Source organism: Pseudomonas sp. KH_046_2 (assembly GCF_057838985.1).
Window position 1 is genome coordinate 4,733,552 of sequence record NZ_CM174480.1, and the last position, 13,474, is coordinate 4,747,025.

Annotated in this window: 14 protein-coding genes; 7 read left to right on the plus strand and 7 right to left on the minus strand. The window is 61.6% G+C overall.

Annotated elements, in window-relative coordinates:
• Window positions 1-7: 7 nt before the first annotated feature.
• The 4 genes from rlmD to AC3IX1_RS21445 form a co-directional block, all read right to left on the minus strand.
• Entirely contained in the window at window positions 8-1,360 is a 1,353-nt protein-coding gene (gene rlmD / locus AC3IX1_RS21430) for a 23S rRNA (uracil(1939)-C(5))-methyltransferase RlmD (RefSeq protein ID WP_489385734.1), read from the minus strand.
• Entirely contained in the window at window positions 1,360-2,262 is a 903-nt protein-coding gene (cysM, locus tag AC3IX1_RS21435) for a cysteine synthase CysM (protein WP_489385735.1), read from the minus strand. The genes rlmD and cysM overlap by 1 nt, the downstream gene beginning before the upstream one ends.
• Window positions 2,263-2,426: 164 nt before the next feature.
• Window positions 2,427-3,848 (minus strand): histidine kinase sensor domain-containing protein, encoded by a 1,422-nt coding sequence (locus AC3IX1_RS21440; protein WP_489385736.1) that lies wholly within the window; start codon window positions 3,846-3,848, stop codon window positions 2,427-2,429.
• Window positions 3,838-4,557 carry a response regulator transcription factor gene (locus tag AC3IX1_RS21445; protein WP_489385737.1) on the minus strand — a complete coding sequence of 240 codons (720 nt, stop codon included), beginning with the start codon at window positions 4,555-4,557 and terminating at the stop codon, window positions 3,838-3,840. Before AC3IX1_RS21445 ends, AC3IX1_RS21440 begins: the two co-directional genes overlap by 11 nt.
• A 215-nt stretch (window positions 4,558-4,772) precedes the next feature.
• Between AC3IX1_RS21445 and AC3IX1_RS21450 the strand changes: the two genes are divergently transcribed.
• From AC3IX1_RS21450 to AC3IX1_RS21465, 4 genes are all read left to right on the plus strand, one after another.
• Entirely contained in the window at window positions 4,773-7,526 is a 2,754-nt protein-coding gene (locus AC3IX1_RS21450; RefSeq protein ID WP_489385738.1) for a response regulator, read from the plus strand.
• Window positions 7,527-7,621: 95 nt separating this feature from the next.
• Complete coding sequence (locus tag AC3IX1_RS21455) at window positions 7,622-8,614, plus strand: 2-hydroxyacid dehydrogenase (RefSeq protein ID WP_489385739.1); 993 nt, start codon at window positions 7,622-7,624, stop codon at window positions 8,612-8,614.
• Window positions 8,615-8,691: 77 nt separating this feature from the next.
• Window positions 8,692-9,126, plus strand: coding sequence for a hypothetical protein (locus tag AC3IX1_RS21460; RefSeq protein ID WP_007988765.1), 435 nt, complete (start codon window positions 8,692-8,694; stop codon window positions 9,124-9,126).
• The gene (locus AC3IX1_RS21465; RefSeq protein ID WP_489385740.1) at window positions 9,126-9,530 is read left to right on the plus strand and encodes an META domain-containing protein; all 405 of its coding nucleotides are present in this window, start codon (window positions 9,126-9,128) and stop codon (window positions 9,528-9,530) included. Before AC3IX1_RS21460 ends, AC3IX1_RS21465 begins: the two co-directional genes overlap by 1 nt.
• Window positions 9,531-9,714: 184 nt before the next feature.
• On the opposite strand, the gene AC3IX1_RS21470 is transcribed toward AC3IX1_RS21465, so the two are convergent.
• Window positions 9,715-10,182 (minus strand): TlpA disulfide reductase family protein, encoded by a 468-nt coding sequence (locus AC3IX1_RS21470; protein ID WP_489385741.1) that lies wholly within the window; start codon window positions 10,180-10,182, stop codon window positions 9,715-9,717.
• Between the two features lie 114 nt (window positions 10,183-10,296).
• Between AC3IX1_RS21470 and arsC the strand changes: the two genes are divergently transcribed.
• From arsC to AC3IX1_RS21485, 3 genes are read left to right on the plus strand one after another with little or no spacing between them, the layout of a single operon-like run.
• A complete protein-coding gene (gene arsC, locus AC3IX1_RS21475) occupies window positions 10,297-10,650 on the plus strand; it encodes an arsenate reductase (glutaredoxin) (RefSeq protein ID WP_489385742.1) in 354 nt (117 codons plus the stop codon).
• Entirely contained in the window at window positions 10,647-11,243 is a 597-nt protein-coding gene (gene wrbA / locus AC3IX1_RS21480) for an NAD(P)H:quinone oxidoreductase (protein WP_046043016.1), read from the plus strand. The genes arsC and wrbA overlap by 4 nt, the downstream gene beginning before the upstream one ends.
• Before the next feature lies 1 nt (window position 11,244).
• A complete protein-coding gene (locus AC3IX1_RS21485) occupies window positions 11,245-11,670 on the plus strand; it encodes a DUF2069 domain-containing protein (protein WP_489385743.1) in 426 nt (141 codons plus the stop codon).
• Between the two features lie 114 nt (window positions 11,671-11,784).
• On the opposite strand, the gene AC3IX1_RS21490 is transcribed toward AC3IX1_RS21485, so the two are convergent.
• Entirely contained in the window at window positions 11,785-12,459 is a 675-nt protein-coding gene (locus tag AC3IX1_RS21490; RefSeq protein ID WP_489385744.1) for a DNA-3-methyladenine glycosylase I, read from the minus strand.
• A 175-nt stretch (window positions 12,460-12,634) separates the two neighbouring features.
• Entirely contained in the window at window positions 12,635-13,459 is an 825-nt protein-coding gene (ttcA, locus tag AC3IX1_RS21495) for a tRNA 2-thiocytidine(32) synthetase TtcA (protein WP_008051493.1), read from the minus strand.
• Window positions 13,460-13,474: the final 15 nt, after the last annotated feature.

The following is a 13,474-nucleotide window of genomic DNA, read 5'->3' on the forward strand; positions in this document are numbered from 1 at the left end:
GAGCATCCTAGCTCGCTTCAAATAACGCCATGGCCTCGACATGTGCCGTTTGAGGAAACATATCGAGAATCCCGGCACGTTTTAACCGGTAGCCCTGCTTGATCAATTCGACCGTGTCGCGCGCCAGAGTTGCAGGGTTGCACGACACATACACCAATCGTTCGGCGCCAAGGCTCTTGAGCTTGCGCACGACCTCGAAAGCACCGTCACGCGGTGGGTCCAAGAGTACCGCACAAAAGCCTTCGGCGGCCCATTCGGCGCCTGTCAAAGGCTGGGATAAATCGGCCTGAAAAAACTTCGCGTTATGCAGATTGTTGCTAGCTGCATTCGCCGCGGCCCGATCGACCATCACCTGCACGCCTTCGACCGCCACCACTTCACGAGCGGCCTTGGCCAGCGGCAAGGCAAAGTTGCCCAGGCCACAGAACAGGTCGAGTACGCGCTCATCCGCTGTCGGCTTCAGCCAGTCCAGCGCCTGGGCGACCATCGCTTCGTTGACGGCGGCATTGACCTGGATGAAATCCCCGGGACGATACGCCAGCTCCAGGTCCCACTGTTCAAGACGATAGCCCAACGACTGATCGGCCTCGACCGGTTGCGGTTCACCGTCGCCATGCAGCCACAACTGGGCTTCATGGAACGCGCAGAAATCTTTGAGGATCGTCAGGTCGGCGTCGGACAACGGTGCCATGTGCCGCAGCAACACGGCCAGCGTCGAGCCGCTGAACAACTCCACATGCCCGAGTGCCTGGGGCTTGCTCAAGCGCCGCAGCATCTCCGGCAAGCGGGCCATGATCGGTTGCAAGGGCTGTACCAGCACCGGGCAGTCATCGATGCCAACGATGTCCTGGCTGCCGGCGGCACGAAAACCGACTTCGAGTTTTTTCGCCTTCATGTCCCAGCGCACCGCCACGCGGGCGCGACGCCGGTAAGCGAACTCAGCACCGCTCAATGGCGCCGCCCACTCTTCGGGTTCGACGCCCGCGACCCTCGACAACTGTTCGGCGAGCATGCGCTGTTTCAGGGCAAGCTGCTCGTTGTGGGGCAGATGCTGCACGCTGCAACCGCCGCAGCGGCCGGCATGGGCGCACGGTGCCGGGCGGCGCAATTCGCTGGCCTTGAACACCCGCTCGGTACGCGCCTCGACCACTTTGCCGTGGGCACCAAGGACGCGCGCCTCGATCTCTTCACCGGCCAATGCACCGATGACGAACCAGGTGCGACCTTCGAGAAACGCAATACCGCGACCGTCATTGGCCAGGCGCTCGATGGTCAGGCGCTGCTTTTTGCCGGTCGGGACTTGCGGGGCCTTACTGCCGCCGGTGGGCTGGAAGCGCAGGCCTCTTTCATGTTTGGCCATCAGTTGGGCGCGTCGAAAATGCCGGTCGACAGGTAACGGTCGCCACGGTCGCAGATGATCGCGACAATCACCGCATTTTCAACTTCTTTGGACAGGCGCAACATTGCCGCTACGGCACCGCCCGAGGACACGCCGCAGAAAATGCCTTCTTCGCGGGCCAGTCGACGGGTCACGTCTTCGGCTTCGCTTTGGGCCATGTCGACGATCCGGTCCACGCGGTCGGCCTGGTAGATCTTCGGCAGGTACTCCTGAGGCCAGCGGCGGATACCCGGGATCGCCGAGCCTTCCATGGGTTGCAGGCCGATGATCTGCACGTTGTCGTTCTGCTCTTTCAAGTAGCGCGACACGCCCATGATGGTGCCGGTGGTGCCCATGGAGCTGACGAAATGGGTGATGGTGCCCTGGGTCTGGCGCCAGATTTCCGGGCCGGTGGTGGTGTAGTGCGCCTCGGGGTTGTCGTCGTTGGCGAACTGATCCAGTACCTTGCCGCGGCCTTCGGCTTCCATCTTCTGTGCGAGGTCACGGGCGCCTTCCATGCCCTGTTCCTGGCTGACCAGAATCAGCTCGGCGCCATAGGCCGTCATGGCTGCCTTGCGCTCTGCGCTGGAGTTGTCCGGCATGATCAGGATCATCTTGTAACCCTTGATCGCTGCGGCCATGGCCAGGGCGATCCCGGTGTTGCCCGAGGTCGCCTCGATCAGCGTATCGCCGGCGTGGATCTGCCCGCGCAGTTCGGCGCGGGTGATCATCGACAGCGCCGGACGGTCCTTGACCGAACCCGCCGGGTTGTTCCCTTCGAGCTTGAGCAATAGGGTATTGCTGGTGGCGCCGGGCAGGCGCTGCAAACGGACCAGCGGAGTGTTGCCGACGCAATCGGCGATGGTTGGGTACTGCAAGGTCATGGCGTATTCGCAATCCAGACTGCGGGGGCGTCTATCATACCGGCAAACGTTCCCAGGCCATATCACGCAAAGTGTGGTGCTTATGGTTTATGGGAATAAGCACATATTTTGCGGTGAACATGAGGGCCTCATCGCGAGCAGGCTCACACAGGGTGCAGGGGTGTTCACACATTTTGCGGTTGAAGCGCGGTCAATGTAGGAGCGAGCCTGCTCGCGATGGCGTCGTCAAGAGCATCACCATCATCCGCCAGCAACCGCATATTCATCCGCAACCCGCTCCCGGTGTTCTGCGCCCACAGCTGTCCGCCCTGACGCTGCACCGCGTTCCGGGCAATGCTCAGCCCCAGCCCGAATCCACCATCCCCCGGCCGCGAACCGTCGAGCCGGGTGAACGGCAGGAAGATCCGCTCCAGATCCGCTTGCGCCACGCCGCCGCCGTGATCTTCCAGCCACAGGTGCCAGAATTCACCATCACGACGACCGCCCAATTGGACAATGCCTCCAGCCGGTGAATGCCGAATCGCATTGCGCAGAATGTTTTCCAGCGCCTGGGCCAGGGTGTTGAGATGACCGCGAACCCAACAGGATGCATCCACCGTGCATTGCAGTTGAGTATCAGGCCAGCCACTTTCATAGCAGGCATTCTCAGTGAGCATTTCCCACAACGCCTGGATCTGGATCGCTTCGTCGGGCAATCGGGTGCGTTCGGTATCGAGCCATGCCAGTTGCAGCGTGTCTTCGACCAGGCGCTGCATGCCATCGACCTCACGACCGATGCGCTCGCGCAATGGCTCCAGCCCCTGCTCGCTTTCGCTGGCCACCCGCAGGCGGCTCAAGGGGGTACGCAATTCGTGGGACAAGTCGCGCAGCAGTTGCTGCTGCAGGGCCACAGTGCTTTGCAGGCGCTCGGACATGTGATCGAACGCCCTGCCCAACTCGCCCAGTTCATCCGAACGATTGGTGGTGCGGCTCGATAGGCGCACATTCAGTTGGTCGGCACGCCAGGCGTTGGCCTGCTCACACAAGTGGTTGAGTGGCACCACCAGCAAACGGTAGAGCCCAACGCACAGCAGCAAAGTGAACAGCCCCGGAATCACGCCGTTGGTGATCACCCGCCAGAACACCCGGTATTGCCCTGGCAGAAAGCGTTCGGGCAACTCGATCACCAGACTGCCGGCGGACGGGTCACCGGGAAACGATATACGCATCCACGGCTGGCCTTTCTTGTGGATGGGCCAATCGAGGCCGCGCAAAAAAGTCAGGCGTTCGACTTCCTTGTCCGTCATCGATTGGTTACTCAAGGACTGCAAATCACCGCCGATGACACCGACCCAGCCTTTTTCCCGCTGATGCATGCCTTGCAGCCAGTCATCGACACCGGCGCTCTGGCGCTGCTGCCACGCCTGCTCGGCTTCGGCGGCATAACCGGACAGGGTGCCGCGGGCCTTATCGGAGAGGAACTGGTTGCGCTGCTCCATGTAACGGCCCCAGGACCAACTCAGCCAGATCATCAGCAGGCAGAAAGCGACCAATAGACAGGCCAGTTTCCAGAACAGCGAATGCCTGCCGGGCAAGTTACATTTCATCGGCGGCGCTCAGGATGTAACCCTTGCCCCATACCGTACGCACTTCTCGCTCGGTGTAGCCAATGGCCTTGAGCTTGCGGCGGATCTGGCTGATGTGCATGTCCAGGCTGCGGTCATGGGCCGCGTAACCGCGCTGCAGCACCTGTTGATAAAGGAAGGCTTTGCTCAGTACTTCGTCGCCGCTGCGGTGCAGGGTCTCCAGCAACCGATACTCGCTGCGGGTCAGGCCACCGGCCTGTTCGCCGTAAAAGACCTCGAAGCTTTCATCGTCGAAACGCAGGCTGTCCATCGACAGGGCCGGCACGGCAGGCGCGGGTCGGCGGTCGAGTGCCACCCGCCGCAGAATGGCTTCGATGCGCACCCGCAACTCCACCATGCTGAAGGGCTTTGGCAGGTAATCATCGGCCCCCAGGCGAAAGCCGCTGATACGGTCGGCTTCGGCGCCGAGGGCCGACATCAGCAACACCGGGGTGGAATGGCTCTGGCGCAATTGGGTCAGCACCGCCAGGCCATCCATGCCCGGCAGCAGAATATCCATCAACACCACGTCGAAAGGTTCCCTGCGGGCAATGTCCAGGCCTTCCTGACCGTTCTGGCACCAGGTCACCTGGTAGCCGTTGCGGTCCAGATGCTCATGCACGTAGGCGCCGAGCACAAGGTCGTCTTCGATGGACAGGATTCGGGGGAGTCCGGCAGTAATGGGAGTCATGACTATCTGCAAATAATTCTCAGTTGATCGATTATTCAAGATTGCCTCGCCCGGGGCAACCCACGGTTTGTCCGTATTGCCAAAGAGCCGCCGGGGTCGACGAATGACGGCACCATTTTTACGAGGATTGCCCGCGAGCAAATCGCTACACTGCGCAAGTGGCGCATGGCGGATGCATGTGCAGGCCTATAAATAGCGGGATGCAGGAGAGATGCGTGCTCAAGAAACTGGGAATCAAAGGCCGCGTGCTGTTGCTGACCCTGTTGCCGACCAGCCTGATGGCGTTGGTGCTGGGGGGTTATTTTACCTGGATGCAACAGGCTGACCTGCAAACCCAACTCATGCAGCGCGGCGAAATGATCGCCGAGCAGTTGGCTCCATTGGCGGCGCCCGCCATGGGCCATCAGGACAACGAACTGCTCGAACGCATCGCCACCCAGGCCCTGGAACAAACCGACGTACGGGCCGTGACCTTCCTGGCTCCCGACCGCACGTTGCTGGCCCACGCCGGCCCGACCATGCTCAACCAGACACCCTCCGGCAGTGGCACGCAGATGCTGCGCCGCAGTGGCAACGACGCGACCCGCTATCTGCTGCCGGTATTCGGCAAACACCGCAACCTGGCCGGGGACGTGATTCCCGAAGAAGCCGACCGCCTGCTCGGCTGGGTCGAACTGGAACTGTCCCATAACAGCATGCTGCTGCGTGGTTACCGCAGCCTGTTCGCCAGCCTGATACTGATCATTGCGGGACTGACGGGTGCGGCACTGCTGGCCCTGCGCATGGGTCGCACGATCAATCGACCACTGAGCCAGATAAAGCAGGCCGTGGCCCAACTCAAGGACGGTCATCTGGAAACCCGCCTGCCACCCCTCGGCAGTCAGGAACTGGACGAACTGGCCTCGGGCATCAACCGCATGGCCGGCACCCTGCAAAATGCCCAGGAAGAATTGCAGCACAGCATCGACCAGGCCACCGAAGACGTGCGCCAGAACCTGGAAACCATCGAGATCCAGAACATCGAGCTGGACCTGGCGCGCAAGGAAGCCCTGGAAGCGAGCCGGATCAAGTCCGAATTCCTGGCCAACATGAGCCATGAAATCCGCACGCCGCTCAACGGTATACTCGGCTTCACCCACCTGTTGCAAAAAAGCGAGCTCACCCCACGCCAGCTTGACTACCTGGGCACCATCGAAAAGTCCGCCGACAGCCTGCTGGGCATCATCAACGAGATTCTCGACTTTTCGAAAATCGAGGCCGGCAAACTGGTGCTCGACCATATTCCGTTCAACCTGCGCGACCTGCTCCAGGACACCCTGACCATCCTCGCCCCGGCCGCCCACGCCAAGCAGCTGGAACTGGTGAGCCTGGTGTACCGGGACACACCGTTGTCACTGGTGGGCGACCCGCTGCGGCTCAAGCAGATCCTGACGAACCTGGTGAGCAACGCGATCAAGTTCACCCGCGAAGGCACCATCGTCGCCCGCGCCATGCTCGAAGAAGAACACGAAGACACCGTGCAGTTGCGCATCAGCATTCAGGACACCGGCATCGGTCTGTCGAACCAGGACGTGCGCGCCCTGTTCCAGGCCTTCAGCCAGGCCGACAACTCGCTGTCGCGGCAACCCGGCGGCACCGGCCTGGGCCTGGTGATTTCCAAGCGTCTGATCGAACAGATGGGCGGTGAGATCGGCGTCGACAGCACGCCGGGGGAAGGCTCGGAGTTCTGGATCAGCCTGAGCCTGCCGAAAGCCCGCGACGATGCCGAAGACCTGCCCTGCGCGTCCTTGCTCGGGCGACGGGTGGCAGTACTGGAAAACCACGAACTGGCGCGCCAGGCGTTGCAGCATCAACTGGAAGACTGCGGCCTCTGCACCACACCGTTCAATACCCTGGAAAGCCTGACCAATGGCGTCACCGCCGCCCATCAGACCGACCAGGCGATCGAGCTTGCCGTGCTCGGCATCACCAGTAACGACATGCCGCCGGAACGTCTCAACCAGCACATCTGGGACCTCGAGCATCTTGGCTGCAAAGTGTTGGTGCTGTGCCCGACCACTGAACAGACGCTGTTCCATCTTTCCGTGCCCAACCCCCACAGCCAGCTTCAGGCGAAACCGGCCTGCACCCGCAAGCTGCGACGCTCCCTGTCTGACCTGGTCAACCCGCGACCGATGCGCAGCGAACCGGGCGAACCGGTGTCCAGCCGTGCCCCGAAGGTGCTGTGCGTCGACGACAATCCGGCCAACCTGATGCTGGTGCAGACCCTGCTCGAAGACATGGGCGCCAAGGTGCTCGCGGTGGAAAGCGGTTATGCCGCCGTCAAGGCAGTGCAGAACGAGACATTCGATCTGGTGTTGATGGACGTGCAGATGCCCGGCATGGACGGGCGCCAGAGCACCGAGGCGATCCGCCAGTGGGAAAGCGAACGCCATTGCACGCCGCTGCCGATCGTGGCCCTCACCGCACACGCCATGGCCAACGAAAAACGCGCGCTACTGCAAAGCGGCATGGACGATTACCTGACCAAACCGATCAGCGAACGGCAATTGGCCCAAGTGGTGCTGAAGTGGAGCGGCCTGGCGCTGCGCAATCACAACCCGGAGCGCTCCGGCGATGGGCATGCAGGCGCCCATGACCTGTTGGTGCTCGACCACGACGAAGGATTGCGCCTGGCCGCCGGCAAGGCTGATCTGGCGGCGGACATGCTGGCGATGCTGCTCGCCTCCCTGGAAGCCGACCGCGAAGCCATCCGCCTCGCTCAGCAAAGCAACGACCACAACGCCCTGATCGAACGGGTCCATCGCCTGCATGGCGCAACGCGTTACTGCGGCGTACCGCAATTGCGTGCGGCCTGCCAACGCAGTGAAACCCTGCTCAAGCAACAGGACCCGAAAGCCGGCGTGGCACTCGATGAGCTAGACCGGGCAATCAATCGCCTGGCGGCCCAGGCGCGCATGAATGCTTGATGCAGCGCAATCGCGAAGGGTTGCCGGCGAGCTAACCTGACGACTGTCGAATGCCGGCTTGCTCAACGGCGCAGGCCACCTTCAAGGAGCACCGCATGCGTACGATTCTTTTCAGCAGCCAGAACTACGACCGCGACAGCTTTCTCGCGGCCGAGCAACCGGCCGGCATCGAGCTGCAATTTCAGCCTGCGCGCCTGAGCCTCGACACGGTAGCGCTCGCCCAAGGGTATGAAACAGTCTGCGCGTTCATCAATGATGACCTCGGCGCGGCGGTGCTCGAACGCCTGGCCGCTGGCGGCACACGCCTGATCGCCCTGCGCTCGGCCGGTTACAACCATGTCGACTTGCCGACAGCAAAACGTCTGGGACTGGCCATCGTGCGCGTCCCGGCTTATTCGCCCCACGCCGTGGCCGAACATGCGGTAGCGCTGATCCTCGCACTCAACCGCCGCTTGCCCCGCGCCTATAACCGCACTCGCGAAGGGGATTTCAGACTGCAGGGGCTGACCGGTTTCGACCTGGTGGGCAAGACCGTCGGCGTGGTCGGTACCGGTCAGATTGGTGCCACCTTCGCCAAAATCATGAGCGGGTTTGGCTGCCAGTTACTGGCCTATGACCCCTACCCCAACCCGCAGGTCGAAGCCCTCGGTGCGCGCTACCTGAGCCTGCCGCAACTGCTGGCCGAATCGCAGATCATCAGCCTGCACTGCCCGCTCAACGAACAGAGCAAGCACTTGATCAACCGCGAGTCCCTGGCGCACATGCAACCGGGTGCGATGCTGATCAATACCGGGCGTGGCGGCCTGGTGGACACCCCGGCGCTGATCGATGCCCTGAAAGACGGTCGCCTGGGTTACCTGGGGCTGGACGTGTATGAGGAAGAAGCGCAGTTGTTCTTCGAGGACCGTTCCGACCTGCCCCTGCAAGACGATGTGCTGGCACGGCTGCTGACCTTTCCTAACGTGATCGTCACCGCGCACCAGGCCTTCCTGACCCGCGAAGCGCTGGACGCGATTGCCACCATCACATTGCGCAACATTTCAGCCTGGACGGCGGGCACCCCGGAAAACCTGGTGACGGGAGACTGAAACGGATCGAAGGTCATCTGCCTGCGCGATGCGGCGTGCAAGCCCGTGCTAGCATATCGCGCATATTTGGAGGACCCATGGTCGAACACGATTTCCGCTACAGCCTGATGAACCCGCAACACACCCTCACTGAATGCCGCGCCCTGGTGCCGGGGCGCTATCAAGTCACCGGCAACGGTGGTTCGATTCGCAACAATGACGTGCTGGTCGTGACCCTCAAGGGTGCCAAGGACTTGTCCATGCGCCTGACCGTCGAAACGGTTCGCCACCTGATCAACCCGCCCGGCCAATGGGTCGCGGTGGCCAGTGGCCCGGTGTTCGGCGAACTGGCCATCCACACCTGGCAAGTGAACTGTGACAGCTGCGCCAAAGAGCTGAGCTTCGAGTTCGCCGTCGATGCCAAGCTGGGCAACAAGGCCGAAAAACCTGCCGCCACGGCGCGGATTGCCGAGCTGGGCTGGACCACCGTCGGCGAGAAACACCTGTGCCCGAAATGCCAGGAGCCTGCGTGATGAAACGCCTCGCTGTGAGCGCCATGGTCGGCGCCAGCCTGCTGGGCTGCGCCGCCGAGCCGGTGCAGCTTGAACACAATCGCAGCTACATTCTGGAGTGGATCGGCGAGCGGCCATTGATGGACTACAGCCACCTGACCATCACCTTCGGCGAAGACGGCCGGGCCTACGGCAATGGCGGCTGCAACCACTGGTTTGCGCCGTACACCCTCGATGGCGACAAACTGACCTTCGGCAAAATAGGCAGCACCCGCAAATTGTGCGCGCCGGCGCTGATGGAACAGGAAAAACGCTTCCTGCAGGCCCTGGAAAATGTCCAGCGCTGGGACGTCTCCCCGATCGAGCAGATCCGCTTCTGGCCAGCCGAAGGCAAGCCGCTGCGTTGGTGGCTTGAGGAAGGTTGATCCTTACTGGGTATCCCGAGAAGCCTGTGGCGAGGGGGCTTGCCCCCGTTCGACTGCGTAGCAGTCGCAAAACCGTTCTGCACAGTTCAACTGACGAAAAGAGGTGGCTGGGTTTAGGGCTGCTTCGCAGCCCAACGGGGGCAAGCCCCCTCGCCACAAAAGCCCGCTCACCGCAGTGAAGACATCAATTTTTAGCCTGTAACGCCTCAAGCCTGGCCATCACCCCCGCCGCCGTCTGTTCACCCATCAACTGCTCACGCACCTTGCCCTCGTTATCGATGATGTATGTCACCGGCAACGCCTCGCTGCGCGGCAACTCGAACAGTTCGGAAGGGTCCTGGGCCAGCACGGTGAACCTGATCCCCAGTTTCTCGCTCGCACTCTTGAGCTCTTGCCCCTGGACGTTGTCGAAGTTGACCCCGAATACACCGATTTTCTTGTCCTTGAGCTGCTCGGCCAGGGCGTTCAACTCCGGTATCTCGGTCCGGCAAGGTCCGCACCATTCTGCCCAGTAGTTGAGCACCAGCCATTTGCCGTCCAGGCGGTCAGAGGCGATTTTATGACCATCCTGGTCGATGCCATAGTCATTACCGCAGCCCCCCAGCATCAACGCTCCGATGATCGCCAATGCTGCTGCCAGTCGCCTTGTCATGTCGTGTTCCTTGTCAAAAATTGAATGCACCTGCGACCCATCGCCTCTCACGGTTCTGGATTGCGCGCTGCACAGTTAGAATAGCCGCCACCTTACGCAAGATGCGACCCGCTCATGACCGATCTGACGCTTTATCACAACCCGCGCTGCTCGAAATCCCGCGGTGCGCTCGAACTGCTTGAAGCCCGTGGCCTGACCCCGACCGTGGTCCGTTACCTTGAAACCCCGCTGGACGCCGCGCAGATCCAGAGCCTGCTGGGCAAACTCGGGATCAGCGCGCGGCAATTGCTGCGCACCGGCGAGGACGAGTACAAGGCCCTCGACCTGGCTGACAGCAACCTGAGCGAAGCGCAATTGATCGCCGTCATCGCCGCCCACCCGAAACTGATGGAACGACCGATTCTCGAAGTCGGCGACAAGGCCGTCATCGGCCGCCCACCAGAACAGATCCTGGAACTGTTGCCATGAGTGCGCCGTACATTCTGGTTCTGTACTACAGCCGCAGCGGCTCGACCAACGAAATGGCCCGGCAGATCGCCCGTGGCGTCGAACAGGCCGGGCTTGAGGCCCGCCTGCGCACGGTGCCGGCGATTTCCACCGAGTGCGAAGCCGTTTCGCCGGAGATTCCCGACGAAGGCGCGCTGTATGCCAGCCTCGACGACCTGAAGAACTGCGCCGGCCTGGCGCTCGGCAGCCCGACCCGCTTCGGCAACATGGCCGCGCCACTGAAGTATTTCCTCGACGGCACCAGCAACCTGTGGCTGACCGGCGCCCTGGTGGGCAAACCGGCCGGTGTGTTCACCTCCACCGCGAGCCTGCACGGCGGCCAGGAAACTACGCTGCTGTCGATGATGCTGCCGTTGCTGCACCACGGCATGCTGATCACCGGCCTGCCCTACAGCGAGTCGGCACTGCTGGAAACCCAGGGCGGCGGTACGCCATACGGCGCCAGCCACCACGCCGGCGCCGACGGCAAAAGCGGTCTGGATGCCCATGAAGTGGCGCTGTGCCGTGCGCTGGGTATGCGCCTGGCCAAGACCGCACAGAAACTGGAGAGCTGAGGTGGCCAAGAAGCCGAAGATCCTGCCCGCCCTCGAATGGCTCGAACCACGGGTCAAGGCGATGCGCGCCATCAGCCTGCTGTGCTTTTTCGGGCTGGTGGGATTGCTGTGTGTTTACTACCTGGCGATTGCCGATCTGCACGGGGCACGCCCCTGGGTGATCCTGTTGATCGAGCTGGTGCCACTGCTGATTCTGGCACCGGGAATGATCATCGGCAGCCCTCGCGGGCATTCGTGGATGTGCTTTGTGGTGAACCTGTATTTCATCAAGGGCGCATTGGCTGCCTATGACCCGAACCGGCAGATGTTCGGTTTGCTGGAGATGGGCGCAAGCCTTGCGGTGTTTTGCTCGGCGCTGTTGTATGTGCGCTGGCGGTATCAGTTGAACCGCAGGCTGGCGGGTGAAGGCGAACCCTCCGTCGCCTGATAGAAAGCCATCGCGGGCAAGCCCGCTCCCACAGGATCTCTGTTGAAACACAAATGTGTGATCGACGCTAAAACCTGTGGGAGCGGGCTTGCCCGCGATTGGAGCGACTAGGTCTCAATGATTGACGGTATAAGCCAGCATCATCGAAATCTGGCTCATCGGCCGCCCGCCACTTTCCTCATGCCACTGATTGAACACCTCCTGCACCAACGCCAGGTCGCGCAGACTGCTCGGCACCTTGTCGATGATGTCCTGCGCATTCAGCGCCGCCACCACGTCATAGCTCGGTACAAAGGTGTCCTTGCCGATCATCCGCAAGAAGCGCGGGGCTGACAGCCCGCCCAACTGATGTCCGCGTTTTTTCAGAAAGGTCCAGAGCCCGACGATATCGGTCACCGGCCAATCGGCGATCAGCGCGCCGAAGCTGCCCTTCTCGTGAGCCACATCGAGTATGAACTGCGCATTGCGCGGCACGCTCTTGAGCTTGCCCAGGTGACGGATGATCCGCGTGTCCTGCATCAGGCGCTCAAGGTGCTCGGCGCTCATCAGCACGACTTTTTCCGGGTCGAACTTGAAGAACACTTCTTCGAAGGCCGGCCACTTGGCATCCACCAGGCTGTGCTTGAGCCCGGCACGGAATACCCGTAGCGCCATCATTGAGAGGTAGCGATCGTCGCTGATCTTGCGCAATTGTTCCGGGGATTTGGGAACGGGCAGATGGGCTTCCAGTTCAGCCGCCGAACCGAAGCGGTTCAAACAGTACTCGTTAAGCCACTTGTAATCGCGCATGCCCTCTCCTGAGGTAAACGAAAAACCTGTGGGAGCGGGTCTGTGGCGAGGGGGCTTGCCCCTGTTGGGCTGCGAAGCGGCCACAAGATCTCCGATGTACCAAAGATCTTGTGAGTGCTACGCACTCAAACGGGGGCAAGCCCCCTCGCCACAGGCTCACTCCTACAGTTTTTGACTAGAGGTTGACCACATTGACAAAGCGCGATGCAGCGCTTTCGTCGATCTTGAGGCTGGTGAAGTCAAACAGATTGCGGTCCGCCAGTTGCGACGGGATCACGTTCTGCAGGCTGCGGAAAATGCTCTCGGTACGGCCCGGGGTCTTGCGCTCCCAGTCCAGCAGCATTTCCTTGACCACCTGACGCTGCAGGTTCTCCTGGGAACCGCAGAGGTTGCACGGGATGATCGGGAATTGCTTGAAGTCCGAGTAGGCCTGGATGTCTTTTTCATTGCAGTAGGCCAGCGGGCGGATCACCACGTTGCGACCATCGTCGGCGCGCAGTTTCGGTGGCATGGCCTTGAGCGAACCGTTGAAGAACATGTTCAGGAAGAACGTTTCGACGATGTCGTCGCGATGGTGACCGAGGGCCATCTTGGTCGCGCCGATTTCATCGGCGAAGGTGTAGAGCGTGCCGCGACGCAGGCGCGAACACAGCGAGCACGTGGTCTTGCCTTCCGGAATCAGCTCCTTGACCACCGAGTAAGTGTCTTTTTCGACGATGTGGTACTCGATCCCCAGTTCCTTGAGGTAGGCCGGCAGCACGTGCTCCGGGAAACCCGGCTGCTTCTGGTCCATGTTCACGGCCACGATCTCGAACTTGATCGGCGCGACCTTCTGCAAGTGCATCAGCACATCGAGCATGGTGTAGCTGTCCTTGCCACCGGACAGGCAGACCATGACCTTGTCACCGTCTTCAATCATGTTGAAATCGGCAACCGCCTCACCGGCCAGTCGGCGAAGGCGCTTTTGCAGTTTGTTCTGGTTGACCGTGAGAGTGCCCATGACGCGAAATCCGTG

Bases quoted from the DNA above. Each gene is read 5' to 3' on its own strand.
- arsC (WP_489385742.1), top strand. From the start codon at position 10,297: ATGACCGATCTGACGCTTTATCACAACCCGCGCTGCTCGAAATCCCGC.
- AC3IX1_RS21445 (WP_489385737.1), bottom strand. From the start codon at position 4,557: ATGACTCCCATTACTGCCGGACTCCCCCGAATCCTGTCCATCGAAGAC.
- ttcA (WP_008051493.1), bottom strand. From the start codon at position 13,459: ATGGGCACTCTCACGGTCAACCAGAACAAACTGCAAAAGCGCCTTCGC.
- AC3IX1_RS21465 (WP_489385740.1), top strand. From the start codon at position 9,126: ATGAAACGCCTCGCTGTGAGCGCCATGGTCGGCGCCAGCCTGCTGGGC.
- rlmD (WP_489385734.1), bottom strand. From the start codon at position 1,360: ATGGCCAAACATGAAAGAGGCCTGCGCTTCCAGCCCACCGGCGGCAGT.
- AC3IX1_RS21490 (WP_489385744.1), bottom strand. From the start codon at position 12,459: ATGCGCGATTACAAGTGGCTTAACGAGTACTGTTTGAACCGCTTCGGT.
- AC3IX1_RS21470 (WP_489385741.1), bottom strand. From the start codon at position 10,182: ATGACAAGGCGACTGGCAGCAGCATTGGCGATCATCGGAGCGTTGATG.
- AC3IX1_RS21440 (WP_489385736.1), bottom strand. From the start codon at position 3,848: ATGAAATGTAACTTGCCCGGCAGGCATTCGCTGTTCTGGAAACTGGCC.
- AC3IX1_RS21460 (WP_007988765.1), top strand. From the start codon at position 8,692: ATGGTCGAACACGATTTCCGCTACAGCCTGATGAACCCGCAACACACC.
- cysM (WP_489385735.1), bottom strand. From the start codon at position 2,262: ATGACCTTGCAGTACCCAACCATCGCCGATTGCGTCGGCAACACTCCG.
- AC3IX1_RS21455 (WP_489385739.1), top strand. From the start codon at position 7,622: ATGCGTACGATTCTTTTCAGCAGCCAGAACTACGACCGCGACAGCTTT.
- wrbA (WP_046043016.1), top strand. From the start codon at position 10,647: ATGAGTGCGCCGTACATTCTGGTTCTGTACTACAGCCGCAGCGGCTCG.